The sequence below is a fragment of the Streptomyces sp. NPDC003379 genome (assembly GCF_053589195.1).
This window is the reverse complement of the sequence record NZ_JBSFRK010000014.1, coordinates 180,242-204,280: the sequence shown is the minus strand read 5'-3', so window position 1 is coordinate 204,280 and position 24,039 is coordinate 180,242. Positions and strand designations below refer to the sequence as shown.

The following is a 24,039-nucleotide window of genomic DNA, read 5'->3' as shown; positions in this document are numbered from 1 at the left end:
CGGGGGCGTCTCGTGGTCGGGGTCGCAACCGAGAGCACCGTGCTCGCCTTCGACTCGACGACGACACCGCCGCCGAAATCCGGGTGAGCCCCCTCTTCCGGAGTCCGGCGGCTTCCGGGGGCGCTCGTCAGCAGCGTGGTGCCACGTAGCCGTTGCTGCCCGTGCGGACGTACGTGTCCGAGATGTACCGGCCGCTGCCGATTCGGTCCCACAGTTTCGAGGTGCCGGTCGGGCCCGTGACCGTTTCGCCTGATTTCTGGCACTGGATGGTCACGCGGGTGCCCGCGCTGAGGCGGCCGACCTTGGAGTACGACGTGCCGGGGCCGGAGCGGACGTTGACGTCCGCGGCGATCGGGTAGGTCCTGGCGGCGGCCTGCGCTGCCTGCGCTGCCGACGCCTCGGTCTCGGCCTCGATGTCCGTGGCGTCGGACGTCTCTGGCGTCATGACGTTCTCGCTCATCGTGTTCCCCCGTAACCGGCGGCGCGGGCCGCCCTTGGCATGTTCCTCACACCAAGGACGCGCCCGCGCCCCAAAAGGTTTCGGGTCTCAGCCGAGCTTCGACACGTCCCGCACCGCGCCCTTGTCGGCGCTGGTCGCCATCGCCGCGTACGCGCGCAGGGCGGCGGAGACCTTGCGCTCGCGGGCCTTGGGCTCGTACACGCCGCCGAGCGCCTCGCGGCGGCGGTCCAGCTCCGCGTCGTCGACGAGGAGCTCGATCGTCCGGTTCGGGATGTCGATGCGGATCCGGTCGCCGTCCTCGACGAGCGCGATCGTGCCGCCGGACGCCGCCTCGGGCGACGCGTGGCCGATCGAGAGGCCGGAGGTGCCGCCGGAGAAACGGCCGTCGGTGACCAGGGCGCAGGCCTTGCCGAGGCCGCGGCCCTTGAGGTAGGAGGTCGGGTAGAGCATCTCCTGCATGCCGGGGCCGCCCTTGGGGCCTTCGTAGCGGATGACCACCACGTCCCCTTCCTTGACGCCCTTGGTGAGGATCTTCTCGACGGCCTCTTCCTGCGAGTCGCAGACGACCGCGGGACCCTCGAAGGTCCAGATCGACTCGTCGACGCCCGCGGTCTTCACCACGCAGCCGTCCACGGCGATGTTGCCCTTGAGGACGCCGAGGCCGCCGTCCTTGGAGTAGGCGTGGGCGACATCGCGGATGCAGCCGTTCGCGGCGTCCGTGTCGAGGGTGTCCCAGCGCTCGGACTGCGAGAACGCCTCGGCGGAGCGCTTGCAGCCGGGGGCGGCGTGCCACAGCTCGTCGGCCTCGTCCGACGCCGACCCGCTGCGGATGTCCCAGGTGTCCAGCCACTCCTTGATGGACGGCGAGTGGACGGTGTGCACGTCCTCGTTGAGGAGGCCGCCGCGGTACAGCTCGCCGAGGATCGCGGGGATGCCGCCGGCGCGGTGCACGTCCTCCATGTAGTACGTCGTGGTGGGCGCGGCGTTCGGCGCGACCTTGGCCAGGCACGGGACGCGGCGCGAGACGGCGTCGATGTCGGTCAGGTCGTAGTCCACCTCGGCCTCCCTGGCCGCGGCGAGCAGGTGCAGGATCGTGTTGGTGGAGCCGCCCATGGCGATGTCGAGGGCCATGGCGTTCTCGAAGGCCGCGTGGGTGGCGATGCTGCGCGGCAGGACGGAGGCGTCGTCGCCGTCGTAGTGGCGCTTGGTGATCTCGACGACCGTGGCACCCGCGCGCTCGTACAGTTCCTTGCGTGCGGTGTGCGTGGCCAGGACCGTGCCGTTGCCCGGCAGGGACAGGCCGATGGCCTCGGTCAGGCAGTTCATCGAGTTGGCGGTGAACATGCCGGAACAGGAGCCGCACGTCGGGCAGGCGTTCTCCTCGATGCGGAGCATGTCCTCGTCGGAGATGCTCTCGTCGACCGCGTCGCTGATCGCGTTGACCAGGTCGAGCTTGCGGACGGTGCCGTCGACGAGGGTGGCCTGGCCGGCCTCCATGGGGCCACCGGAGACGAAGACCGTCGGGATGTTGAGGCGCAGGGCCGCCATCAGCATGCCGGGGGTGATCTTGTCGCAGTTGGAGATGCAGATCAGGGCGTCGGCGCAGTGGGCCTCGACCATGTACTCCACGGAGTCGGCGATCAGGTCGCGCGAGGGCAGGGAGTACAGCATTCCGCCGTGGCCCATCGCGATGCCGTCGTCCACCGCGATGGTGTTGAACTCGCGGGGGATGCCGCCCGCCTCGCGGATCGCTTCGGAGACGATGCGGCCGACGGGCTGGAGGTGGGTGTGGCCGGGCACGAACTCGGTGAAGGAGTTGGCCACGGCGATGATCGGCTTCCGCCCGATGTCGGCCCCGGGTACACCGGAGGCGCGCATAAGGGCGCGGGCGCCCGCCATGTTGCGGCCGTGGGTGACTGTGCGGGACCTGAGCTCGGGCATCGTCGCTCGCTCCTTCGGAGAGATGGGGCTGCTGTCGAGCGTACGCCGCGGCTCCAGGATCTGGACAGGGTGTCCGGATGGCGGGACGGGTGTCTCGGCGAGCGAGCGGGTTAGCGAATGAGTTGGTGACCCGATCCGGTTGTACGTTCCTGGACTCACGCCCCGGTCGTTCACACCCGGTCGCTCACGCCCCCGTCAGGTGCCCCTGCACCACCGGAGCCACCCGCGCCATGATCTGCTCCACGTCCGCCGAGGCCAGCGGCTCGACCTTGATCACGTACCGCAGCATGGCGATGCCCACCAGCTGCGCGGCCGCCAGTTCGGCCCGCAGCTCCGCGTCCGGCAGGTCGAGGCGGTGCGCGATCCGGCCGAGGAGCTGGGTGGCGATGAGGCGGCGGAAGACCGCGGCGGCCGTGTCGTTGTTCACCGCGGAGCGCACGATGGCGAGCAGCGGCGCGCGCGTGGCGGGGTTCTCCCAGACGCCGAGGATGAAGCGGGTCAGGCGCTCGCCGACCCCGTCCAGCGGGCCTTCCTCGACGGCGGCGGGCGCTTCCAGGGCGGGCGCGAAGGAGACGGTGATGGCCGCCTCGAAGACCTGCTCCTTCGTACCGAAGTAGTGGTGTACGAGCGCCGGGTCCACGCCGGCGGCCTTGGCGATGCCGCGTACGGAGGTCTTCTCGTATCCCCGTTCGGAGAATTCGTCGCGGGCCGCCTGGAGGATGCGGTCGCGCGTAGCGGGTCCGGTCTCCGACTGCGTACGAGAAGGGCGTCCCCGGCGGCGCGGAGCGGCGGCCCCCGACGGCGCGCCCGAGGTCATGAGCGGGGCACCTTCACCGCGGAGGCCAGATGCAGCCGCGTGAAAGCGAGCGCCTCGGCGAGGTCGGCCTCGCGTTCGGCGCTGGACATCGCGCGCCGGGTGTTGACCTCGATGACGACGTGCCCGTCGAAGCCGGTTCTCGCCAGGCGCTCCAGGAGCTCGGCGCACGGCTGTGTGCCGCGGCCCGGGACGAGGTGCTCGTCCTTGGCGGAGCCCTTGCCGTCGGCGAGGTGGACGTGGCCGAGCCGGTCGCCCATGCGGTCGATCATGTCCATCGCGTCCGTGCGGGCGGTCGCGGTGTGCGAGAGGTCGACGGTGAAGTGGCGGTAGTCGTCCTTGGTGACGTCCCAGTCGGGGGCGTACGCGAGCATCTCGCGGTCGCGGTAGCGCCAGGGATACATGTTCTCGACGGCGAAGCGTACGTCCGTCTCGTCGGCCATGCGCCAGATTCCGTCGACGAAGTCGCGCGCGTAGTTGCGCTGCCAACGGAAGGGCGGGTGCACCACGACCGTGGAGGCGTCCAGCTTCTCGGCGGCGGCCTTGGCGCGCTGGAGCTTGACCCACGGGTCGGTGGACCAGACGCGCTGCGTGATCAGCAGACACGGCGCGTGGACGGCCAGGATCGGGATCTGGTGGTAGTCGCTCAGCCTGCGCAGGGCCTCGATGTCCTGGCTGACGGGGTCGGTCCACACCATGACCTCGACGCCGTCGTAGCCGAGGCGCGCGGCGATCTCGAAGGCCGTCGCCGTCGACTCCGGATAGACCGAGGCCGTCGACAGGGCGACCTTCGCATCCGGGATGCGCACCACTGGTTCTGCCACGAAGGACAGGGTACGGGCCGCGCCCGGACGCCGGGGAGGTGGCCTCGTTCCGCCCCGCACATGCCATGTTCCGCCGCGCTCAGGTCGTCGGGGGCCCGCTCAGGACGCCGGGGGAAGGTGGTCGAGCCGCCGCAGGATCACGCCTTCGCGCAGCGCCCACGGGCAGATCTCCACGGTCTCGACGCCGAAGAGGTCCATCGCGCCCTCCGCGACGAGCGCCCCGGCGAGCAGCTGACCGGCCCGACCCTCGGAGACGCCTGGCAGCTCCGCGCGCTCCTGCGTGGTCATCGCGGCGAGCTGCGGAACCCAGTCCTCCAGGGACCTCCGCTTCAGCTCGCGCTGTACGTAGAGACCGTCCGCGGAGCGGGCGGCGCCCGACAGGCGGGCGAGCTGCTTGAACGTCTTCGACGTCGCCACGATGTGGTCCGGGGTCCCGAAACGCGCGAACTCGCCCACCGTACGGGCGATCTGCGCGCGTACGTGCCGCCGCAGCGCCTTCACGTCCGAGGGGTCCGGCGGGTCCGTCGGCAGCCAGGCGGAGGTGAGGCGGCCGGCGCCGAGCGGGAGGCTGACCGCGGCGTCCGGTTCCTCGTCCATGCCGTACGCGATCTCCAGCGAGCCGCCGCCGATGTCCAGGACGAGGAGCTTGCCCGCGGACCAGCCGAACCAGCGCCGGGCGGCCAGGAACGTGAGCTTGGCCTCCTCCTCGCCGGAGAGCACTTGGAGGTCGACGCCGGTCTCTTCCCGGACCCGGGCCAGAACCTCATCGGCGTTGGTCGCCTCGCGCACCGCGGAGGTCGCGAATGGCAGCACTTCCTCCACGCCCTTGTCCTCGGCGGCCTCCATCGCCGCGCGGACGGTGGCGACCAGCCGGTCGACGCCCTCGGGGCCTATCGCCCCCGCCGGGTCGAGGAGTTGGGCCAGGCGCAGGTCGGCCTTGTGCGAGTGCGCGGGCAGCGGGCGCGCGCCGGGATGGGCGTCGACCACGAGCAGATGCACCGTGTTCGATCCCACGTCGAGGACACCGAGTCTCATGTACGGAACGCTACGCCGCATGGGGCACCGGGCCGTCCTCGGGCGGCCCACCGCCCGCATACCCTGGAGACGTGCCAAAGACGAAAAAGACGAAGGCCGACAAATCGAAGTCGGGGAAGTCGTCGCCCACGCCGCCCGGGTCCCAGGAGCCGACGAAGCAAGGGGAGCTGGAGAAGGTGGGAAGTCCGAGCAAGGCAGAGAAGCCGGGTAAGCCGGGTAAGCCGGGTAAGCCAGGCAAGTCCGGTAAGGCGGACAAGCCGGGCAAAGCCGGTAAGGCCGACCGGTCGGAGCGGACCGGCAAGTCGGAACGGGCCAGCAAGCCGGGGTCGGCCGACCAGTCGGAACGGGCCGGGAAGCCCGAGCCGGTCGGCAAGCCTGAACAGACCGGGAAGCCGGAGCAGATCGGCAAGCCGAAGCAGGACGACCAGTCGGAGCGGACCCGGAAGCCCGAGCCGGTCGGCAAGGCGACGCGGGCCGCGAAGCCCGAACCGGTCGGCAAGCCGAAGCAGGGCGACCAGTCGGAGCGGACCGGGAAGCCCGAACCGGTCGGCAACGCGACGCGGACCGGGAAGGCCGAGAAGGTCGGGCGGCCCGAGAAGGCTGAGGAGATCGGGAAGTCCGGCAGGACGGCGAGGGCCGGTCGGGGCGAGCCGGACGAGAAGGGGCTGGACTTCGCCCGTGCGTGGGTGGAGTTTCCCGACCCCGCCGACGACGAGCAGATCTTCCGCTGCGACCTCACCTGGCTGACCTCCCGCTGGAACTGCGTCTTCGGAAGCGGCTGCCAGGGCATCCAGGCGGGCCGCGCCGACGACGGCTGCTGCACGCTGGGCGCGCACTTCTCGGACGACGACGACGAGAAGCGCGTCGCCGGGTACGTGGAGCGGCTCACGCCCGACATCTGGCAGCACCACGACGTGGGCCGGGAGACCGGCTGGATCTCCACGGACGAGGACGGCGACCGCCAGACCCGCCCGTTCAACGGCTCGTGCATCTTCCAGAACCGCCCCGGTTTCGCGGGCGGCGCAGGCTGTTCGCTGCACATCCTGGCGCTCAGGGAGGGCCGCGAGCCCCTGGAGACGAAGCCGGACGTCTGCTGGCAGCTGCCGGTGCGCAGGACGTACGAGTGGATCGACCGGCCCGACGACACGCGCGTCCTCCAGGTGTCCATCGGTGAGTACGACCGGCGGGGCTGGGGCCCCGGCGGCCACGACCTGCACTGGTGGTGCACATCGGCGACGTCGGCGCACGGCGCGGGCGACCCGGTGTACGTCTCCTACCGCCCCGAGCTGATCGAACTGATGGGCAAGGACGGCTACGACCGCCTGGTGGAGCTGTGCGAGCAGCGCCTGAACTCCCAACTCCCGCTGCTCGCCCCGCACCCGGCGGATCCCGCCCACGCTGACACCGGCTCCCTAGCTCCCTAGCTCCCTAAGGAGTCCCCTCGCTCTCGCCGGGAGGCGGTGACGAGTCCCCCGGTCCGGGATCCGACGGCCCGGGATCCGACGGCGTGGGCTCCGGATCCGTCGGCATCGGCGTGGGGCCGGGATCGGAAGGACCGGGGTCCGAGGGTCCGGGGTCGGAAGGCCCCGGATCAGAGGGTCCAGGGCCGGGAGGCCGGGGATCGCTCGGCTTCGGCCCCGGCCCCGGCCGGGAAGGCGGACGCCCATCCCCATATCCGTCGATGGAGACGACCGCGCCCGAGGGTGCGAGGGCGACCCGCGCACGCCATGGCCCGGACGGCTCGCGGCTGTGGTCGACGTACACCTGGATGGTGAACGACTCCCCCGGCGCGAGCGTTCCCGACGAGCGGCTGAGGTAGAGCCAGGACGCGCCCACGCTCGCCGACCAGTGGACCGGCTCACCGCCGGACGCCGTCAGCGTGATGAGCGTCGTGTCGCCGCTGGGCTGCGCCTCGACGGTGAGGCGCCCGGGGCCCGTCGCCGAGCCGGACGGGGGCCCGCCGCCGCTGATGACCTCTACGGAGACGTCGGGTGCGCGGCTGCCCGCGGTGAAGCGGGGCTCGGGTCCCTTGCGGGCGTTGCCCGCGTTCTCGTAGTCCCGGACCCCGTCGCCGCCGAGGCCGTCGGGGCCTTGGCCCTCGCTCGCGGTGACCGAGCTGCCGTCGTGCCCCTCTCCGGTGAGCGGCGCTCCGCGGTAGGCGGCCCAGAGGGCGAGCACCGGGGCGGCCACGACGGTGGCGACGACGGTCGTCGTGACGGCACGCGCGCGCAGACGGTCGCGGCGCGCGGCGTGGTCCTTGGGGTCCATCGGGAAACCGCGCCGGTCGTAGCGGGGGTGGGCGCCCCGCGCGCGTGGGACATGCGCCATGGCTGTGGGCAGGGCGTCCCGCGGGGCCTCGACGACGGGGAGCATGGCCGGGCCGACGGCCGTGCCGGGCCAGGCGCCCGCTCCGGCGCGCTCGGCGGTGCGGCGGCAGCGCGGGCAGTCGTCGACGTGCCGGACGAGCTCGCGGCGCAGCGCCGTGCCGAGCAGCAGCTGATGGTCGGCGGTGAGGCGGGCGACGATGGGGCAGCTGCCGGTCTCCACGACGGCGAGGGCGGCGCGGGTGCGCTCCACCTCGCAGGCGGCGGAGGCGAGCAGTCCGCGGGCCTCGGCGACGTCCATGCCCAGGACGGCGGCGACCTCGGCGGGGGCGAGCTGGTGGCGCACGGCGAGTTCGAGGGCCTCGCGCTGCTCCGGGGTCGTCCCGGCGGCCTCGGGCCAGGCCAGCTGAGCCAGTTCGCGGTGGCGCCGCCGCTCGGTCTCGTCGGAGACGGGGGCGGGGCCTGAACCGGAACGGGAATCGGAGCCTACGGAAGCGGTCCCGGCGGTCCCGGCGGTCCCGGCGGTGGGGACGGACGCGGCGGACGCGGCCGTCTTCGAAGCGCGGGAGCCGGCACCCGCGCCCGCGCCCCTGGCCGCATGCGCACCCTGCCGCTCGCGCTTGGCCTCGGCGAGCCGGCGCAGGCAGACCCAGCGGGCGAGGGCGTAGAGCCAGGCGCGCAGCTCGCCGTCGGCTTCCGGGCCGCGCGATCCCCGGCGCTCGGCCAGGTGGAGCACGTCACTCAGCGCCGCGGTCGCCGCGTCGTGATCGCACAGGACGGACAGGCAGTACGTGAAGAGGCCGTCCAGAAACGGTTCGTAGCGCGCGGGCGGAGTCGTCCGGGGCGCCGGGCGGGGCACCACGCGCTTGCGCGGGTGACGGTGCGCCCGGTGCGCGCCGGTTGCGTTCGCGGATGTTTCCGGCCTGCTGCTCATCACCCGTGCGAAGTTAGGCGGATGATGCAGGCCAGTTCCTCCGCCTTGCGCGCATTTAATCCTTACGGGTGAACAGATCCCTCAAAAGGGGACACGAACCCAGCATTCCGAGGCACTGATCCAGGCGTGGGCTGCTGCCGGACCGCGTTGTCAGTGGTCTCGGCTACGGTTCCGACCATGGCTGCCCGTACGAAAACCGCCAAGGACCGGCCGTCCTACCGCTGCACCGAGTGCGGATGGCAGACGGCCAAGTGGCTCGGCCGCTGCCCCGAGTGCCAGGCATGGGGGACGGTCGAGGAGTACGGCGCGCCCGCCATCCGTACGACCGCCCCCGGCCGGGTCACCTCATCCGCCGTCCCGATCGGCGAGGTGGACGGCCGCACGGCCACCGCGCGCACCACCGGCGTGCCCGAGCTGGACCGCGTGCTGGGCGGCGGTCTCGTGCCCGGCGCCGTGGTGCTGCTCGCGGGCGAGCCGGGCGTCGGCAAGTCCACGCTGCTCCTGGACGTGGCGGCGAAGGCGGCCAGCGACGCGCACCGCACGCTCTATGTGACGGGTGAGGAGTCGGCGAGCCAGGTGCGGTTGCGCGCCGACCGCATCGGCGCGATCGACGACCATCTGTATCTGGCGGCGGAGACGGATCTGTCGGCCGTCCTCGGCCACTTGGACGCGGTCAAGCCCTCGCTCCTGGTCCTCGACTCGGTGCAGACGGTCGCCTCGCCCGAGATCGACGGCGCGCCCGGCGGCATGGCGCAGGTCCGCGAGGTCGCGGGCGCCCTGATCCGCGCCTCCAAGGAGCGCGGCATGTCCACGCTCCTGGTCGGCCACGTCACCAAGGACGGCGCGATCGCGGGCCCCCGCCTCCTGGAGCATCTCGTCGACGTCGTCCTCCAGTTCGAGGGCGACCGGCACGCGCGCCTGCGCCTGGTGCGCGGCGTCAAGAACCGGTACGGCACGACGGACGAGGTCGGCTGCTTCGAGCTGCACGACGAGGGCATCACCGGCCTCGCCGACCCCAGCGGCCTCTTCCTCACCCGCCGCGCCGAGCCCGTCCCCGGCACCTGTCTGACCGTCACCCTGGAGGGTCGCCGTCCCCTGGTCGCCGAGGTCCAGGCGCTCACGGTCGAGTCGCAGATCCCGAGCCCCCGGCGCACCACCTCCGGCCTGGAGACCTCCCGCGTCTCGATGATGCTGGCCGTCCTGGAGCAGCGCGGCCGGATCACGGCCCTCGGCAAGCGGGACATCTACAGCGCGACGGTCGGCGGCGTGAAGCTCTCCGAGCCCGCCGCGGACCTCGCCGTCGCCCTCGCGCTCGCCAGCGCGGCGAGCGACAGCCCGCTCCCGAAGAACCTCGTGGCGATCGGCGAAGTGGGTCTGGCGGGCGAGGTCAGACGGGTCACGGGCGTCCAGCGCAGACTGGCCGAGGCGCACCGCCTGGGCTTCACGCACGCCCTCGTACCGACCGATCCCGGCCGGGTCCCCGCCGGTATGAAGGTCATTGAAGTCGCCGACATGGGGGACGCCCTGCGCGTCCTTCCGCGATCCCGTCGCCGAGAGGCCCCACGGGAGGAGGAAGAGCGCCGGTAGACTTTGCCCTGGTCTCGCCCGTCCGTACGAAGACAGACGTACGGAAGAGGCTGGGACGACCTGCGAGCGAGGGAGTGCAGTGGCAGCCAACGACCGGGCAGCGAATCCCGGCAAGCCCGGCGGAAGCTCCGCTGCCGATGTGCTGATGCGCGCCTCCCTGAGCGCCGTAGCGCCCGGCACGGCCCTGCGCGACGGCCTCGAACGCATCCTGCGCGGCAACACCGGCGGCCTGATCGTCCTCGGCTGGGACAAGACGGTCGAGTCGATGTGCACGGGCGGCTTCATCCTGGACGTCGAGTTCACCTCGACGCGCCTGCGCGAGCTGTGCAAGCTCGACGGCGGCATCGTCCTCGACAAGGACATCACCAAGATCCTGCGGGCCGGCGTGCAGCTGGTGCCGGATCCGACGATCCCCACCGAGGAGACGGGCACGCGGCACCGCACGGCGGACCGCGTCTCCAAGCAGGTCGGTTTCCCGGTCGTCTCCGTCTCCCAGTCCATGCGCCTGATCGCGCTGTACGTGGACGGTCAGCGCCGCGTCCTGGAGGACTCGGCGGCGATCCTCTCCCGCGCCAACCAGGCCCTCGCGACCCTGGAGCGGTACAAGCTCCGCCTCGACGAGGTCGCGGGCACGCTCTCCGCCCTGGAGATCGAGGACCTGGTGACGGTGCGGGACGTCACGGCGGTCGCCCAGCGCCTGGAGATGGTGCGCCGTATCGCCACGGAGATCGCCGAGTACGTGGTGGAGCTGGGCACGGACGGCCGCCTTCTCACCCTCCAGCTGGACGAGTTGATCGCGGGCGTCGAGCCCGAGCGCGAGCTGGTCGTCAGGGACTACGTGCCGGAGCCGACCGCCAAGCGCTCCCGCACGGTCGACGAGGCCCTGACGGAGCTGGACGCCCTCACGCATGCGGAGCTGCTCGAACTCTCCACGGTGGCGCGGGCCTTGGGCTACACCGGCTCCCCGGAGGCCCTGGACTCGGCCGTCTCACCGCGGGGCTTCCGCCTCCTCGCCAAGGTCCCCAGGCTGCCCGGCGCCATCATCGACCGCCTCGTCGAGCACTTCGGCGGTCTGCAGAAGCTGCTCGCCGCCAGCGTGGACGATCTTCAGACGGTGGACGGCGTCGGCGAGGCGCGGGCCCGCAGCGTCCGCGAGGGCCTCTCGCGCCTGGCGGAGTCGTCGATCCTGGAGCGGTACGTCTAGCCGTACTCCCTGAGTGCTGTACCCCCTGAGTGCCGTACTCCCTGAGTGGAGGCCGGGCGTCAGTCCTTCTCCAGGACGAACGAGGTGCGAGCGGTCCCGAGCCCAGGGGCCTTCGCCTCGACAAGGTACGTCCCGGGCGTCGCCGTTCCCGCCGGAGGCGTGGCGCACTGCGGCGCGCTGCCCCGCCGGTCCCACTGCACGGAGTGCGTGACGCGCCCCTCGGCCGGTACGCGCAGCAGCAGTCTGCCGCTTCCGGAGGGGCAGTCGGCCGAGGACCAGAACTCGTCCTCGCCGTCCGCCTGAATGATCGTCAGGACCGTGCCCTTGCCACCCAGATCCAGCTTGCAGGCCTTGCCGCCGGTGTTCTGGGCGATCAGTTCGAACTTCGGCTTCTCGTCGATCCCGTACTCGTTCTTCACGCTGCGCACCTTCAACTTCACCGCGGCGCCGGTGCAGTTGGGCACGCGCGTGCCGGCCGGGAGCCGGTCGCCCGATCCGCCGCCGCCCTTGGCGTCATCGCCCGCGCCGCTTCCGGAGCCCTCGTCCGAGCCGCCGGACCCTCCGGAGCCACCGGAATCCGACCCTTCGGAGCCGCCCGAACCCGAGCCCGAACCCTCGTCCGACTCGTCCCGCCCGCCCGGGTGTTCGCTGATCGCGGGCCCGGACTCGGAGGGGCCGGGGGTGATGGACGTGGCGGGGCCGTTGCCGCTCGGCCCGTCGGCGCCGTTCTTCCCGCCCCCGCCACCGGAGACGGCGACCCAGACGGCGAGCAGCACCAGCAGGCCGAATACGGACAGCAGAACGGCCCTCCGACGCCAGTAGATGGTGGAGGGAAGCGGCCCGACCGGATTGCGCAGAGATCCCACGCCCAAACCTTACGAGAGATCCGGCTCTTCTCCCGCCCCACCCGCCGCCTTGAGCGACAAAGTTTGCCGATCATCATTCCGGAGAGCACCGCACCGCGGAGCCCTCCCGGCCTCCCGACCCTGTCCATCGTCAGGGGTGCGCACGGGTCGATCGTCAGATGTGACGATTCGGACTCACTCCATACCGTCCATAATCATGGACACCATGGACGACGATCTCTACCGCGACATCACCGACTTCGCCCACGACACACCGTCGTGGTTCCAGCACCTCGCCGAGGTGTGGACGGAGCTCGGGCTGCTTCTCTTCGGCGTGCTCTTCGTCGTCGCCTGGTGGCGCGCCCGGCGTGGCGACCCCCGCGCCCTGGCGATCGCCGTGCTCGCCCCCCTCGCCACCGCGGTGGCTTATGTGTGCAGTGAGTTGCTCAAGTCCGTCATCGACGAGGAGCGTCCCTGCCGGGCGGTGAGCGGGGCGCTGAAGCCGCTCGTCGAGTGCCCGGCGTACGGCGACTGGTCCTTCCCCAGCAACCACTCGACGATCGCGGGCGCCGCCGCCATCGGCCTCGCGCTCGCCTGGCCGCGCATCGCGGCCCTGACGGTTCCGATGGCCGTGCTCATGGCCTTCTCGCGGGTCTTCGTCGGCGTGCACTACCCGCACGACGTGGCGGTCGGTCTCGTCTTCGGCGCGCTGATCACGTACGTGGTCGTACGGATCACCACGCGTCCCGTGGCGCGGGTCGGGCAGGCGATGCGCGGGTCGTCGACGGGCGTCGTGAGGTGGTTCGCGGGTCCGGGTCCGGCCCTCGCCCCGTCCCCCGGCGCGGACCCGGCGGCGTACGACTCCCCGACGATGACGTTCCGGCGGCACGGCTCGCACCGCCGCCGCTGACGCCGGCGTCGACGCGTGGGCGGTCCGGGCCCTCAGTCCGTCTCCGGGACGAGCCCCGCTTCGTACGCGACGATCGCCGCCCGCACGCGGTTCTTGACCCCGAGCCGGTCGAGGACGGCGCTCACATACGCCTTGACCGTGCCTTCCACGAGGTGCAGCCGGGCGGCGATCTCCGGGTTGGACAGACCCGCGCCGACCAGGCCGAGCACCTCGCGTTCGCGCGGGGTGAGGGCCGCGACGCGGGCGCGTGCGGCGGCGTCGCGGCCCATACGGCGGGCGCCGAAGCCGTCGATGACGTGCCGGGCCACCTTGGGCGAGAGGAAGGCGGCGCCGCCCGCCACCGCTCGGACGCCCGCGATGAGTTCGTGCGGGTCGCCGGACTTCAGCAGGAACCCGGTCGCTCCGCCGCCGAGCGCCCGTGCCACGTACGCGTCCTCGGAGAACGTCGTCAGCATGGCGACCGCGGTGCCCGGCACCGTACGTACGATCTCCTCGCCCGCGGCGAGGCCGTCCAGGCGCGGCATACGGATGTCGAGCAGCGCCACGTCGGGCCGGTGGGCCTGCGCGAGGGTGACGGCCTCGCGCCCGTCGGCGGCCTCCGCGACGACCTCGATGTCGCGGCCCGCGCCGAGGATGGCGCGCACGCCCGCGCGGATCATGGCCTCGTCGTCGGCCAGCAGGACCCGGATGGCCTGGTTCACCGCGCACGCTCCTTGTTCGCGGCGTCGGCCGTGGGGATCACGGTCTTGTTCACGATCCGAACACCGCCCTTATCGGTCTTGTCAGCCTTATCGGTCTTGCCGAAGCAGATTCTGAAGTAGGGGACGGCGGTGAAGAGTTCACCGCTCGCGCGGTAGTACGCGCAGTCGGCGCCCCGGGGTGGCGGGCTCGGGGCGCGTTCCACGGGCGGGTCGGAGGCGGAGTGGTCCGGCAGTACGCGTTCGGCCTCGGCGCGGGTTTCGCCGACGCGCAGACGGGCGTAGTCGGCGGGGTCGAGCACCGAGTGCGTCCGTGAGTACGCGTACCAGGCGAAGGTCCCGCCGACGAGCAGCACGCCCGTGGTGACGGCGGCGCCGAAGGCCAGGACGGTGCGGCGGCGCGCGTACGCGAGGTGGGCGCCGGAGTGCGGGGGCGCGGGCGCGATCCCCTCGGCGGGGAGGCGTGCGGTGACCCGGAAGCCGTCGCCGTGCGGGCCCGCGTCGAAGGTGCCGCCCAGGTCGGTGACGCGGGCGCGCAGGCCGCGCAGGCCGGTACCGCCCATGCCGCCCTCGGACGGTGAACCGGGCTCCTTGGGGCGGCCGTTGGTGACGGTGACCGTCGTCGTGGTGCCGTCGCGCGCGACCGTGACGGTGACGTGGGCGCCCGGTGCGTGTCTGGCCGCGTTGGTCAGGGCCTCCTGGACCACGCGGTGGACGGTACGTCCCGTCAGCTCGCCGCCTGCGGTGCCGCTTGCCGCGTCCGGTCCGTCATCGGCGTACGCGATCTCCAGTCCCGACTCCGCGGCGCGTGCGACGAGGTCGGCGACGGTCTCCCCGGTCGGCGCGAGCGGGGCCCGCTCGTCGTCCTCGTCGCGGAGCAGGCCGATGATCGCGTGCAGCCGGTCCGTGGCCTGCGAGGCGGCCGCGCGGAGGTCGGCGACCGCCTCGCGGTGCGGGTCCGGCAGGTCGGGGGCGACCTGGAGGGCGCCCGCGCGGACGGCGATCAGGCTCAGTTCGTGGCCGAGGGAGTCGTGCATGTCCTGGGCGATGCGGGCCCGTTCGCGCAGCCGTGCGCGGTCGGCGACGATGCGCTGCTCGCGCTCCAGCTGGTCGGCGCGGGCCCAGCCGGCGGCGGCCAGTTCGCGGCCCTGGCGCCAGTAGCGGCCCGCGAGCCAGGGGAAGACGGCGCCGAACACGAGCGTCCCCATGAGGACGAGCCACTCGACCACGGGGTCGACGTCCCGCACGGCGATCTTGACCGTGCCGACGACGGCGATCGCCCCGAAGGCGAGCAGGGCGGGGCGGGCGCGGGCCGCGCGGCGGCCTAGGAGCAGCGCGAAGAGGGCGAGGGCGGGGCCGTAGGAGAGGGTGAAGAGGGAGGGCGCGGTGAGGAGGCCGAGGGCGGCCGCGGCGAGGAAGGCGAGGAGGGGCCGGGCCCGGCAGATGCCGACGGCGCCGGCGAGCACGGTGAGCGTGCCCAGCTGCGTGCCGGCCGAGTGGGGCTCGTTCAGCCCCACTCGGTCCACCGACACGACGGGCATCGCGAGCCCCGCCCACACCAACAACCCCCGCGTACGCCTCTCCACTCCCCCGACGCTACTTCCCCACTCCGGCTCGCACCCCTGCCGATCGTCAGGAACCCGGAGCTCCCCACCCACCCACCTTTCCAAGTCACCCCGGAGCTACAGGGCGGGCGGCAACCCCGGCGCGGAGCGCACCAGGACACCCCAGGACGCCCAGGACGCCCCCCTGGGCAAAGAGCAGGCAGACGGGAAGCCCGCCGCGCAGCGCGCGACCCCTACCACCCCGAGCAACGGGCGAGCAGGGCGAGAACCCTCGCACGCGGCGCGGAAAAGCCCCCACCACCCGGGGCAACGGGCGGGTGGGTGGGAAAGCCCTCGCGCGCAGCGCGACAAACCCCCACCCACCCGCGGCCAAAGAACAACACTCCGCCCAAGCCCCCCATCACCCCGAGCAACGGGCGGCCGGGCGGCCGGGCGGGAAAGCCCCCGCGCGCAGCGCGACAAACCCTCACCCACCCGCACGCGAAGAGAACAACACCCCCGCCCCAAGCCCCCACGAACCCGTAGAACCGCCAAGGCCATGGCAGGATCGGAACCGCCATGACTGCTCCCCCCAAGCCCACACCGAACAGCCCCGCCCCGGGGGACTCCCCCGAGCGCGCCGGGGACGCCCTCCACACCCCCGTCATCGCCTGGTTCGACGCACACGCCCGTGATCTGCCGTGGCGGCGCGAGGACGCCGGGCCGTGGGGTGTGATGGTCAGCGAGTTCATGCTCCAGCAGACGCCTGTCAGCCGGGTCCTGCCCGTGTACGAGCAGTGGCTGGCCCGCTGGCCGCGCCCCGCGGACCTCGCCGCGGAGGCGCCCGGCGAGGCCGTCCGCGCCTGGGGGCGGCTCGGCTACCCGCGCCGCGCCCTGCGGCTGCACGGCGCGGCCGTGGCCATAACGGAGCGGCACGGCGGCGACGTACCCCGGCAGCACGCGCAGCTGCTCGCCCTGCCCGGTATCGGGGAGTACACCGCGGCCGCCGTGGCGTCGTTCGCGTACGGACAGCGGCACGCCGTCCTCGACACGAACGTCCGCAGGGTCTTCGCGCGGGCCGTGACCGGTACGCAGTACCCGCCGAACGCCACCACCGCCGCCGAGCGCAAGCTCGCCCGCGCCCTGCTCCCCGAGGACGAGCGCACCGCGTCCCGCTGGGCGGCGGCCTCGATGGAGCTCGGCGCGCTGGTGTGCACCGCGAAGAACGAGAACTGCGCGCGGTGCCCGATCGCCGCCCAGTGCGCCTGGCGTGCGGCGGGCAAGCCGGCGCACGAGGGCCCGGCCCGGCGCGGACAGACGTACGCGGGCACGGACCGCCAGGTGCGGGGCAAGCTGCTCGCCGTGCTCCGCGAGGCCCTGACGCCCGTGCCGCAGGCCGCCCTCGACCGTGTCTGGGACGAGCCGGTGCAGCGGGCCCGCGCGCTGGACGGGCTGGTCGCGGACGGTCTCGTCGAGCCGCTGCCGGGGGGTCTGTACCGCCTGCCTCTGACCTGACGGCCCCCGGCTCCCCGTGGCTCCCGTGGCTCTTGTGGCGCCCGTAGAAGTACGTATTTACGCGAGTCCTACTTCTGTTACACAACTTACGTACAGCCGTGCGCCTGCCGCTGGCTGCTCCGCACAGCCCCGTGACACGGCCTCCGTAGCTTCTTGCATGTACCGCACAGGCAGGGACCGCGGTCGGCAATGGGAACGGAACGGAGGCGGTTTGATATGGCGCACGGCGAGGTGCTCGAGTTCGAAGAGTACGTCCGCACTCGGCAGGATGCCCTGCTGCGCAGTGCCCGGCGCCTGGTTCCGGACCCCGTGGACGCCCAGGACCTGCTGCAGACCGCGCTCGTACGTACGTACGGCCGGTGGGACGGTATAGCCGACAAGCGGCTCGCGGACGCCTATCTGCGCCGCGTCATGATCAACACGCGTACGGAGTGGTGGCGGGCGCGCAAGCTCGAAGAGGTGCCCACCGAACAGCTGCCCGACGCGAGCGTGGAAGACTCCACCGAACAGCACGCGGACCGCGCCCTCCTGATGGACATCATGAAGGTGCTCGCACCCAAGCAGCGCAGCGTCGTCGTGCTGCGACACTGGGAGCAGATGTCCACAGAGGAGACGGCCGCCGCACTCGGCATGTCGGCCGGAACGGTCAAGAGCACGCTGCACCGGGCGCTCGCCCGGCTCCGCCAGGAACTGGAGAGCCGGGACCGCGAGGAACTGGTCGCGAGCGCGCTCGAACGTGAGGAGCGGGAGCGTTGCGCGGCCTAGGCCCTGGGGCCACGAGAAGCGTGAAGGCGGTGAGCACGGCGGTGGCCGTGCTCACCGCCATCGGCCTTTCGGTCTCCGCCTGCGCGACGGGCGGTTCGGGCGCGCGCGACGAGGGGCCGGCGCACAGCGAGCCCGTGCTGTCCGCGTCGCCGTCGCCGTCCCCCTCCGCCTCCGTGCCGGTGAAGAAGATCGACGCGGTGCGGCTCGTCAAGGAGGACCCCAAGGTCAGCCCGGCGATCAAGCGGGACCTGAAGCCCTGCGCGGGCGAGACGTACCCGGTCGACGTGTCGTACGGGAACCTGACCGGAGGATCTGCCTCCGATGTCGTGGTGAACGTGCTGACCTGCGCGGACGCCGTCGGCATCGGCAGTTACGTGTATCGCGCCGAGGGAGGCCGGTACGAGAATGTCTTCAAGGCCGAGGAGCCCGCCTCCGTCTACGCCGAGATCGACCGGGGCGATTTGGTCGTGACGGAGCAGCTGTACGAGAAGGGCGACTCGGTGGCCTATCCCTCCGGTGAGGAAGTGATCACGTACCGCTGGTCCTCGCACCGCTTCACCGAGACGGAACGTACGCGCAACGACTTCAGCAACGCGGTCGGCAGCGAGACGGCCGCGCCGTCGGTGGACTGACACCGCACGGACGACGCGACGTACCGAGCCGCACAGACAAGACGTACCGAGAAGAACTGAGAGCAGCCGATGGCAGAGCAGACCCATGTCCTGTTCGTCGAGGACGACGACGTCATCCGCGAGGCGACCCAGCTCGCCCTGGAGCGCGACGGCTTCGTGGTGACCGCGATGCCCGACGGCCTCTCGGGCCTGGAGGCGTTCCGCGCGGACCGGCCGGACATCGCGCTGCTCGACGTGATGGTGCCGGGCCTGGACGGCGTCTCGCTGTGCCGCCGCATACGTGACGAGTCGACCGTCCCGGTGATCATGCTGTCGGCGCGCGCCGACTCCATCGACGTCGTACTGGGCCTGGAGGCGGGCGCCGACGACTACGTGACCAAGCCGTTCGACGGCGCCGTCCTGGTCGCCCGCATCCGCGCCGTCCTGCGCCGCTTCGGGCACGCGAGCGGTCCGGGCGCGGTGGCGCCCGGCGCGGACGAGCGCTCGGCGGCGGACGGCGGTGTGCTGCACTTCGGCGATCTGGAGATCGACACGGAGGGCATGGAGGTCCGCAAGGACGGCGCCCCCGTCGCGCTGACGCCGACCGAGATGCGCCTGCTCCTGGAGTTCTCGTCCGCGCCCGGCACGGTCCTGTCCCGCGACAAGCTCCTGGAGCGGGTCTGGGACTACGGCTGGGGCGGCGACACCCGCGTCGTCGACGTCCATGTGCAGCGGCTGCGTACGAAGGTGGGCCAGGACCGCATCGAGACGGTCCGCGGCTTCGGCTACAAGCTCAAGGCGTGAGCGGGCGCGTGACGAACGGTGTACGGCGGCGGCTCAGGCAGGGCGGGGCGGGGCCGCGGACGCGGGGGACGGGTATGAACGGAGGCCACAGGGCGGTCGAGCGTGTCCGTGAGGTGCTGCGGTCCGGTCTGCGCACGGGCGTGCGCTGGAAGATCAGTGCGGCGATCGCGCTGGTCGGGGCGCTGGTCGCGGTGGCACTGAGTCTCGTCGTACACAACGCCGCGCGGGTCTCGATGCTCGACAACTCGCGCGACGTGCAGGACGAGCGCATCCAGTTCGCCCTGCGGCTGTACTCCTCCTCGCAGCGGCAGACCCTGCAGTTCGGTACGAAGGTCGACGACCCGGAGCTCCCCGAGGAGCTGCGGCAGAAGGTCCTCGCGGGCCGCCGCGCCACCTTCGTCGAGGACAAGCCCGACGGCGTCCCGGACATCTGGGCGGCCGTGCCGCTCGCCGACGGACACGTCCTGTCGCTGCACTCCCGCTTCACCGACCGCAGCGCCACCGTCATGAAGGACCTCGACCAGGCGCTGGTCATCGGCTCGATCGCGGTCGTCTTCGGCGGCTGCGCCCTCGGCGTGCTGATCGGCGGGCAGCTGTCGCGGCGCCTGCGCAAGGCGGCGGCGGCGGCCAGCGAGGTCGCCCAGGGGCAGACGGACGTCAGTGTCCGCGACGCCATCGGCGGTGTCGTGAAGGACGAGACCGACGATCTGGCGAGCGCCGTCGACGCCATGGCCGACGCCCTCAAGCAGCGTCTGGAGGCCGAGCGGCGGGTCACCGCGGACATCGCGCACGAGCTGCGCACGCCGGTGACCGGTCTCCTTACGGCGGCCGAGCTGCTGCCGCCCGGCCGGCCGAGCGAGCTGGTCAAGGACCGCGCGCAGGCGATGCGCACGCTCGTCGAGGACGTCCTCGAAGTGGCCCGGCTCGACTCCGCGGCCGAGCGGGCCGAGCTGCAGGACATCACGCTCGGCGAGTTCGTGACGCGGCGGATGGCGCTCCTGACCGCGGACGTGACGGTGACGGTGGTGCACGAGTCGGAGGTCACCACCGACCCGCGCCGCCTGGAGCGCATCCTCGGCAACCTCGTCGCCAACGCCGCCAAGCACGGCAAGCCGCCCATCGAGGTCAGCGTCGAGGGCCGCGTGGTCCGGGTGCGCGATCACGGGCCCGGCTTCCCCGAGGCGCTCCTCGACGAGGGGCCGAGCCGCTTCCGCACGGGCAGCACCGACCGGGCGGGCCACGGTCACGGCCTCGGCCTGACGATCGCCGCGGGCCAGGCGCGGGTGCTCGGCGCGCGGCTCACCTTCCGCAACGTGCGCCCGGCGGGGGCGGCGCCCGGTGCGCCCTCCGAGGGCGCGGTCGCCGTGCTGTGGCTGCCGGAGCACGCGCCCACGAACACGGGGAGCTTTCCCCTCCTTCAGCTGCCGGACAGCCTTTGACCTGCACTTTTGCGCTTTCTCGCTAGCAGGACCAGTCCTTGCCGAGGTCCAGGCCGCCCTCGCGGTGCTGTGTGAACGAGAACCAGTTCCCCGAGTCGTCGCGGAAGAGCGCCTCGATGCCGTACGGGCGCTCCTGCGGCTCCTGGAGGAACTCGACGCCGCGTGCCTTCAGCTTCTCGTAGTCACCGTGGACGTCGTCGGTGGCCAGGACGCCCGCGCCGATCACGCCCTTGGCGACCAGCTTCTTCATGGCCTCGGCCGACTCGGGGTCCAGCGCGGGCGCGCCCGGCACCATCAGCGCCAGCTCCACGTCCGGCTGATCCTTGGCGCCGACCGTGAGCCAGCGCATGCCGCCGTCGCCCATCGTCATGTCCGTACGCACTTCGAGGCCGAGCTTCTCGGTGTAGAACGCCTTGGCCCGGTCCTGGTCCAGGACCCAGACGGTGGCGATGGCGAGTCCCTTGATCATGGCGTGCTCCTAGCGGGAGGGTGCGCCGGGCGGTGTTCCGCCCCGCCTGAACACCGTAGGCACGATCAGGCGGTGGCGCCCGCGACCGACTCCTTGACGACCGACTCCTTGGCGACCGGGTCCGCGGGCTTCTCGTCGGCGGGGCCCGAGCCGCGCAGCGGGACCTCCTTCACGAAGAGCGAGGCGAGCAGCGCGACGACGCCGACGGCGGCACCGAGCAGGAACGCCGAGTGCGTGCCGGAGGCGACGGCGAACTTGTACGCGTCGCTCACCTGCTCCGGCAGCTTCGCCAGGCTGTCCGCGTCGAGCTGCGCCGACTTCTCGGTGACCTTGCCGCCCAGTTCGCCGGCGCGCTCGGCCATCACGTCCTGGACGCGGTGGTTGAAGAGCGCGCCCATGATCGCGACGCCGAAGGAGGAGCCGAGCGTACGGAAGAGCGTGGCCGAGGACGAGGCGACGCCCATGTCCTTCATCTCGACGCTGTTCTGGGCGACGAGCATGGTGATCTGCATCAGGAAGCCCATGCCGGCGCCGAGCACCGCCATGTAGAGCGACGAGGTGAGCCGCGAGGTCCCGGTGTCCATCTGCGCCAGCAGGACGAAGCCGACGACCATCAGTACGGTGCCGACGATCGGGAAGGCCTTGTACTTGCCGGTGGCCGTGGTGTACCGGCCCGCGAACATCGAGACGGCCATCATGGAGAGCAGCATCGGGAGCAGCAGCAGCCCGGAGTTGGTCGCCGAGGCGCCCTGTACCGCCTGCTGGTAGAGCGGCAGGAAGAGCATCGCGCCGAACATCACGAAGCCGGTGATGAAGCCGATGACGGACATCAGCGAGAAGTTGCGGCTGCGGAAGATGTGCAGCGGCATGATCGGCTCGGTGGCCTTCTTCTGTACGAGGAGGAAGCCGATGAGCGAGACGACGCCGATCGCGACCAGCTCCATGATCACGGCCGAGCTCCAGGCGTACTCCGTGCCGCCCCAGGTGGTGACGAGCACGAGCGCGCTGATGCCCGCGGTGAGCAGGGCCGCGCCGAGGTAGTCGATCCGTCCCTCGGCCTTCTTCCTGGGCAGGTGCAGGACGGCGGTCACCATGGCGAGCGCCACGGCGCCCAGCGGCAGGTTGATGTAGAACGCCCAGCGCCAGCCGAGGTGGTCGGTGATGGTGCCGCCGACCAGCGGGCCGCCGATCATCGCGACCGCCATGACGCCGGTCATCATGCCCATGTACTTGCCGCGGTCCCGCGGCGGCACCAGGTCGCCGATGATCGCCATGACGCCGACCATCAGTCCGCCCGCGCCGAGCCCCTGGATCGCGCGGAAGCCGATGAGCTGCCCCATGTCCTGCGCCATGCCGCTCAGCGCGGAGCCGGCGAGGAAGATGACTATGGCGGCGAGGAAGGCGCCCTTGCGCCCGTACATGTCGCCGAGCTTGCCCCAGATGGGGGTCGAGGCGGCGGTGGCCAGGGTGTAGCCGGTCACGACCCACGACAGGTGCTCCATGCCGCCGAGGTCGCCGACGATCGTCGGCATCGCGGGGCCCACGATCATGTTGTCGAGCATCGCGAGCAGCATCGTGATCATCAGGGCCATCAGCACGACGCGCACGCTGCGCTGCCGGGGCTCGGCCTTGCCCTGCCGCGGTCCGGCCTTGCCCTGCGGCCCGCTCCCGCCCTGCTCCGGTCCGGCTCCCGCCGTGGTCCTGTCAGCCATGGTCCCCACTCCCCGCGCTCCCCGGGACGCCCGTGCGCGCACGCCCCCGACTCGCCGACGCCTTACTTGCCGCCCGGCTAGTTGATTACACTGAGGGAAGGTAGACCCCCAACTAGCCGGGCGTCAAGTAAGTTAGCGGAGTCGAGGAGTCCCTGATGGGCACGGGCACAGGCAAGCAGCAGCGCCGCGGAAACACCCGGCAGCGCATCCAGGACGTGGCCCTCGGACTCTTCGCCGAGCAGGGGTACGAGAAGACGTCACTGCGCGAGATCGCGGAGCGTCTGGAGGTCACGAAGGCGGCGCTGTACTACCACTTCAAGACCAAGGAAGACATCCTGGACAGCATCTTCGACGACCTCACCAGGCCCATCGACGAGCTGATCGCATGGGGTCACGAGCAGCCGCAGCCGCTGCCCCTGGACGTCAGGCAGGAGGTCCTGCGCCGCTACAGCGAGATCCTGATCGACGCGGCGCCGCTCTTCCGCTTCATGCAGGAGAACCAGGCCACGATGCGCGACCTGAAGACGGGCGAGAGCTTCAAGGAACGCATGTTCCGGCTCTACGAGATCCTCAAGGACCCGGGCGCGCCGATGGCCGACCAGGTGCGCTGCTTCAGCGCGCTGTTCACGATGCACGGCGGGATGTTCGTGCTCAAGGACGTCGAAGGCGACCCCGAGGAGAAGCGGAAGGCCATCCTCGAAGTCGCCATCGACCTGGTCACGCAGGCGCACTCGGGCGACTGAGCCCGAGCCCGGCGCGCCCCGCCCACCCCTGGGTCAGACCGTGACGCCCACCGTGCGCAGGAAGGCGACGGGGTCGACGGCCGAGCCGTAGTTCGGGGTCGTACGGATCTCGAAGTGCAGGTGCGGACCGCTGGAGTTGCCGGTGTTGCCGGAGAGGGCGACGCGCTGGCCGGTGGTGACGGTCTGCCCCACGCGGACGTCGACCTGCGAGAGGTGCGCGTACTGCGAGTACGTGCCGTCGCTGTGCTTGATCACCACGGCGTTGCCGTAGGCGGGCCCGTCACCGGCGCCGTTCGGGCCGGTCTTGACGACCGTACCGCCGTGCACGGCGGCGACCGGGGTGCCGACCGGGACGGCGAAGTCCTGGCCGGAGTGCTTGTGGGACCACATGCTGCCGCCGAGACCGAAGGTCGCGGAGAGCGTGTAGCGCTCGACCGGGTGGACCCAGGAGGCGGCCTTCGCGGCGGCGGCCTTCTTGATGCCGGCGGCCTTCTTGGCGGCGTCCTGCTGCGCCTTCTCGGCGGCCTTGGCCTGGGCGGTGGCCTGGGCCTGAACGGAGTTCACGGTGATGCCGGGCAGGGCACCGCCGCTCTTGGCGCTGTCCGCAGCGACCGAGACCCCGGCCCCGAGAACCACCGACGCCCCGAGGCCCACGGCGAGGACGCCCGCACGCATACGGAACATGGACGGGCGGGGATGGTGGGACTTGGTGCGCTTCGACATGAGGACGTCCTTCGCAGTTCGACGACTGAAACCGAGGGGGGCGTGAGGAGACCCGGCGGGCCGTGAGCGGGAGAAGTCCCGCAGTGCACGCTTCGCCGGGTCGGTCATCCCTTGGTAACCCGCGCTTCGATCCCTGCC

At 71.9% G+C, this 24,039-nt stretch carries 22 protein-coding genes; 10 read left to right on the top strand and 12 right to left on the bottom strand.

From position 1 onward, the window contains the following. Positions 1–127: 127 nt before the first annotated feature. From ACWDVB_RS16485 to ACWDVB_RS16465, 5 genes are all read right to left on the bottom strand, one after another. Positions 128–445: an SH3 domain-containing protein gene (locus tag ACWDVB_RS16485; RefSeq protein ID WP_451611965.1), complete on the bottom strand. Its 318-nt coding sequence runs from the start codon at positions 443–445 to the stop codon at positions 128–130. Between the two features lie 102 nt (positions 446–547). Then, positions 548–2,401, bottom strand: coding sequence for a dihydroxy-acid dehydratase (ilvD, locus tag ACWDVB_RS16480; protein ID WP_451515235.1), 1,854 nt, complete (start codon positions 2,399–2,401; stop codon positions 548–550). Between the two features lie 184 nt (positions 2,402–2,585). Next, positions 2,586–3,218, bottom strand: a complete 633-nt coding sequence (locus ACWDVB_RS16475) for a TetR/AcrR family transcriptional regulator (RefSeq protein WP_451515236.1) — start codon at positions 3,216–3,218, stop codon at positions 2,586–2,588. Next, entirely contained in the window at positions 3,215–4,039 is an 825-nt protein-coding gene (locus ACWDVB_RS16470; RefSeq protein WP_451515237.1) for a sugar phosphate isomerase/epimerase family protein, read from the bottom strand. Before ACWDVB_RS16470 ends, ACWDVB_RS16475 begins: the two co-directional genes overlap by 4 nt. Positions 4,040–4,138: 99 nt before the next feature. After that, the gene (locus tag ACWDVB_RS16465) at positions 4,139–5,074 is read right to left on the bottom strand and encodes a Ppx/GppA phosphatase family protein (protein WP_451515238.1); all 936 of its coding nucleotides are present in this window, start codon (positions 5,072–5,074) and stop codon (positions 4,139–4,141) included. Between the two features lie 608 nt (positions 5,075–5,682). Here ACWDVB_RS16465 and ACWDVB_RS16460 point away from each other — a divergent pair. Next, positions 5,683–6,498 (top strand): hypothetical protein, encoded by an 816-nt coding sequence (locus ACWDVB_RS16460; protein WP_451515391.1) that lies wholly within the window; start codon positions 5,683–5,685, stop codon positions 6,496–6,498. A 4-nt stretch (positions 6,499–6,502) separates the two neighbouring features. Here ACWDVB_RS16460 and ACWDVB_RS16455 read toward each other — a convergent pair whose 3' ends face one another. Next, positions 6,503–8,332 carry a BACON domain-containing protein gene (locus tag ACWDVB_RS16455; protein ID WP_451515239.1) on the bottom strand — a complete coding sequence of 610 codons (1,830 nt, stop codon included), beginning with the start codon at positions 8,330–8,332 and terminating at the stop codon, positions 6,503–6,505. 177 nt (positions 8,333–8,509) lie between these two features. Between ACWDVB_RS16455 and radA the strand changes: the two genes are divergently transcribed. Continuing rightward, a complete protein-coding gene (gene radA / locus ACWDVB_RS16450) occupies positions 8,510–9,919 on the top strand; it encodes a DNA repair protein RadA (protein WP_451515240.1) in 1,410 nt (469 codons plus the stop codon). A 79-nt stretch (positions 9,920–9,998) separates the two neighbouring features. Further along, positions 9,999–11,123, top strand: coding sequence for a DNA integrity scanning diadenylate cyclase DisA (gene disA, locus ACWDVB_RS16445; protein WP_451515241.1), 1,125 nt, complete (start codon positions 9,999–10,001; stop codon positions 11,121–11,123). Positions 11,124–11,182: 59 nt separating this feature from the next. On the opposite strand, the gene ACWDVB_RS16440 is transcribed toward disA, so the two are convergent. Then, the gene (locus ACWDVB_RS16440; protein ID WP_451515242.1) at positions 11,183–11,989 is read right to left on the bottom strand and encodes a hypothetical protein; all 807 of its coding nucleotides are present in this window, start codon (positions 11,987–11,989) and stop codon (positions 11,183–11,185) included. 196 nt (positions 11,990–12,185) lie between these two features. Between ACWDVB_RS16440 and ACWDVB_RS16435 the strand changes: the two genes are divergently transcribed. Beyond that, positions 12,186–12,878: a phosphatase PAP2 family protein gene (locus ACWDVB_RS16435; protein ID WP_451515243.1), complete on the top strand. Its 693-nt coding sequence runs from the start codon at positions 12,186–12,188 to the stop codon at positions 12,876–12,878. Between the two features lie 32 nt (positions 12,879–12,910). Here ACWDVB_RS16435 and ACWDVB_RS16430 read toward each other — a convergent pair whose 3' ends face one another. Together ACWDVB_RS16430 and ACWDVB_RS16425 are read right to left on the bottom strand one after the other, a co-directional pair. Next, complete coding sequence (locus tag ACWDVB_RS16430; RefSeq protein WP_451515392.1) at positions 12,911–13,537, bottom strand: response regulator; 627 nt, start codon at positions 13,535–13,537, stop codon at positions 12,911–12,913. Between the two features lie 38 nt (positions 13,538–13,575). Further along, positions 13,576–15,162: a sensor histidine kinase gene (locus tag ACWDVB_RS16425; protein ID WP_451515244.1), complete on the bottom strand. Its 1,587-nt coding sequence runs from the start codon at positions 15,160–15,162 to the stop codon at positions 13,576–13,578. Between the two features lie 537 nt (positions 15,163–15,699). Here ACWDVB_RS16425 and ACWDVB_RS16420 point away from each other — a divergent pair. From ACWDVB_RS16420 to cseC, 5 genes are all read left to right on the top strand, one after another. Continuing rightward, entirely contained in the window at positions 15,700–16,635 is a 936-nt protein-coding gene (locus ACWDVB_RS16420) for an A/G-specific adenine glycosylase (protein ID WP_451515245.1), read from the top strand. 216 nt (positions 16,636–16,851) lie between these two features. Next, positions 16,852–17,400, top strand: coding sequence for a SigE family RNA polymerase sigma factor (locus tag ACWDVB_RS16415; RefSeq protein ID WP_125514296.1), 549 nt, complete (start codon positions 16,852–16,854; stop codon positions 17,398–17,400). A 29-nt stretch (positions 17,401–17,429) separates the two neighbouring features. After that, positions 17,430–18,032, top strand: a complete 603-nt coding sequence (locus ACWDVB_RS16410) for a hypothetical protein (RefSeq protein WP_451515246.1) — start codon at positions 17,430–17,432, stop codon at positions 18,030–18,032. A gap of 69 nt (positions 18,033–18,101) precedes the next feature. Next, positions 18,102–18,815: a two-component system response regulator CseB gene (cseB, locus tag ACWDVB_RS16405; protein WP_451515247.1), complete on the top strand. Its 714-nt coding sequence runs from the start codon at positions 18,102–18,104 to the stop codon at positions 18,813–18,815. An 8-nt stretch (positions 18,816–18,823) separates the two neighbouring features. Continuing rightward, positions 18,824–20,254: a two-component system sensor histidine kinase CseC gene (cseC, locus tag ACWDVB_RS16400; protein ID WP_451515248.1), complete on the top strand. Its 1,431-nt coding sequence runs from the start codon at positions 18,824–18,826 to the stop codon at positions 20,252–20,254. 22 nt (positions 20,255–20,276) lie between these two features. Here cseC and ACWDVB_RS16395 read toward each other — a convergent pair whose 3' ends face one another. Both ACWDVB_RS16395 and ACWDVB_RS16390 read right to left on the bottom strand, forming a co-directional pair. Next, the gene (locus ACWDVB_RS16395; RefSeq protein ID WP_451515249.1) at positions 20,277–20,723 is read right to left on the bottom strand and encodes a VOC family protein; all 447 of its coding nucleotides are present in this window, start codon (positions 20,721–20,723) and stop codon (positions 20,277–20,279) included. Positions 20,724–20,788: 65 nt separating this feature from the next. Continuing rightward, entirely contained in the window at positions 20,789–22,435 is a 1,647-nt protein-coding gene (locus tag ACWDVB_RS16390) for an MDR family MFS transporter (RefSeq protein WP_451515250.1), read from the bottom strand. Positions 22,436–22,590: 155 nt separating this feature from the next. On the opposite strand from ACWDVB_RS16390, the gene ACWDVB_RS16385 reads away from it, so the two are divergent. Beyond that, positions 22,591–23,178: a TetR/AcrR family transcriptional regulator gene (locus ACWDVB_RS16385; RefSeq protein WP_451515251.1), complete on the top strand. Its 588-nt coding sequence runs from the start codon at positions 22,591–22,593 to the stop codon at positions 23,176–23,178. A gap of 33 nt (positions 23,179–23,211) precedes the next feature. On the opposite strand, the gene ACWDVB_RS16380 is transcribed toward ACWDVB_RS16385, so the two are convergent. Beyond that, positions 23,212–23,901: a M23 family metallopeptidase gene (locus ACWDVB_RS16380; protein ID WP_451515252.1), complete on the bottom strand. Its 690-nt coding sequence runs from the start codon at positions 23,899–23,901 to the stop codon at positions 23,212–23,214. Between the last annotated feature and the right edge of the window lie 138 nt (positions 23,902–24,039).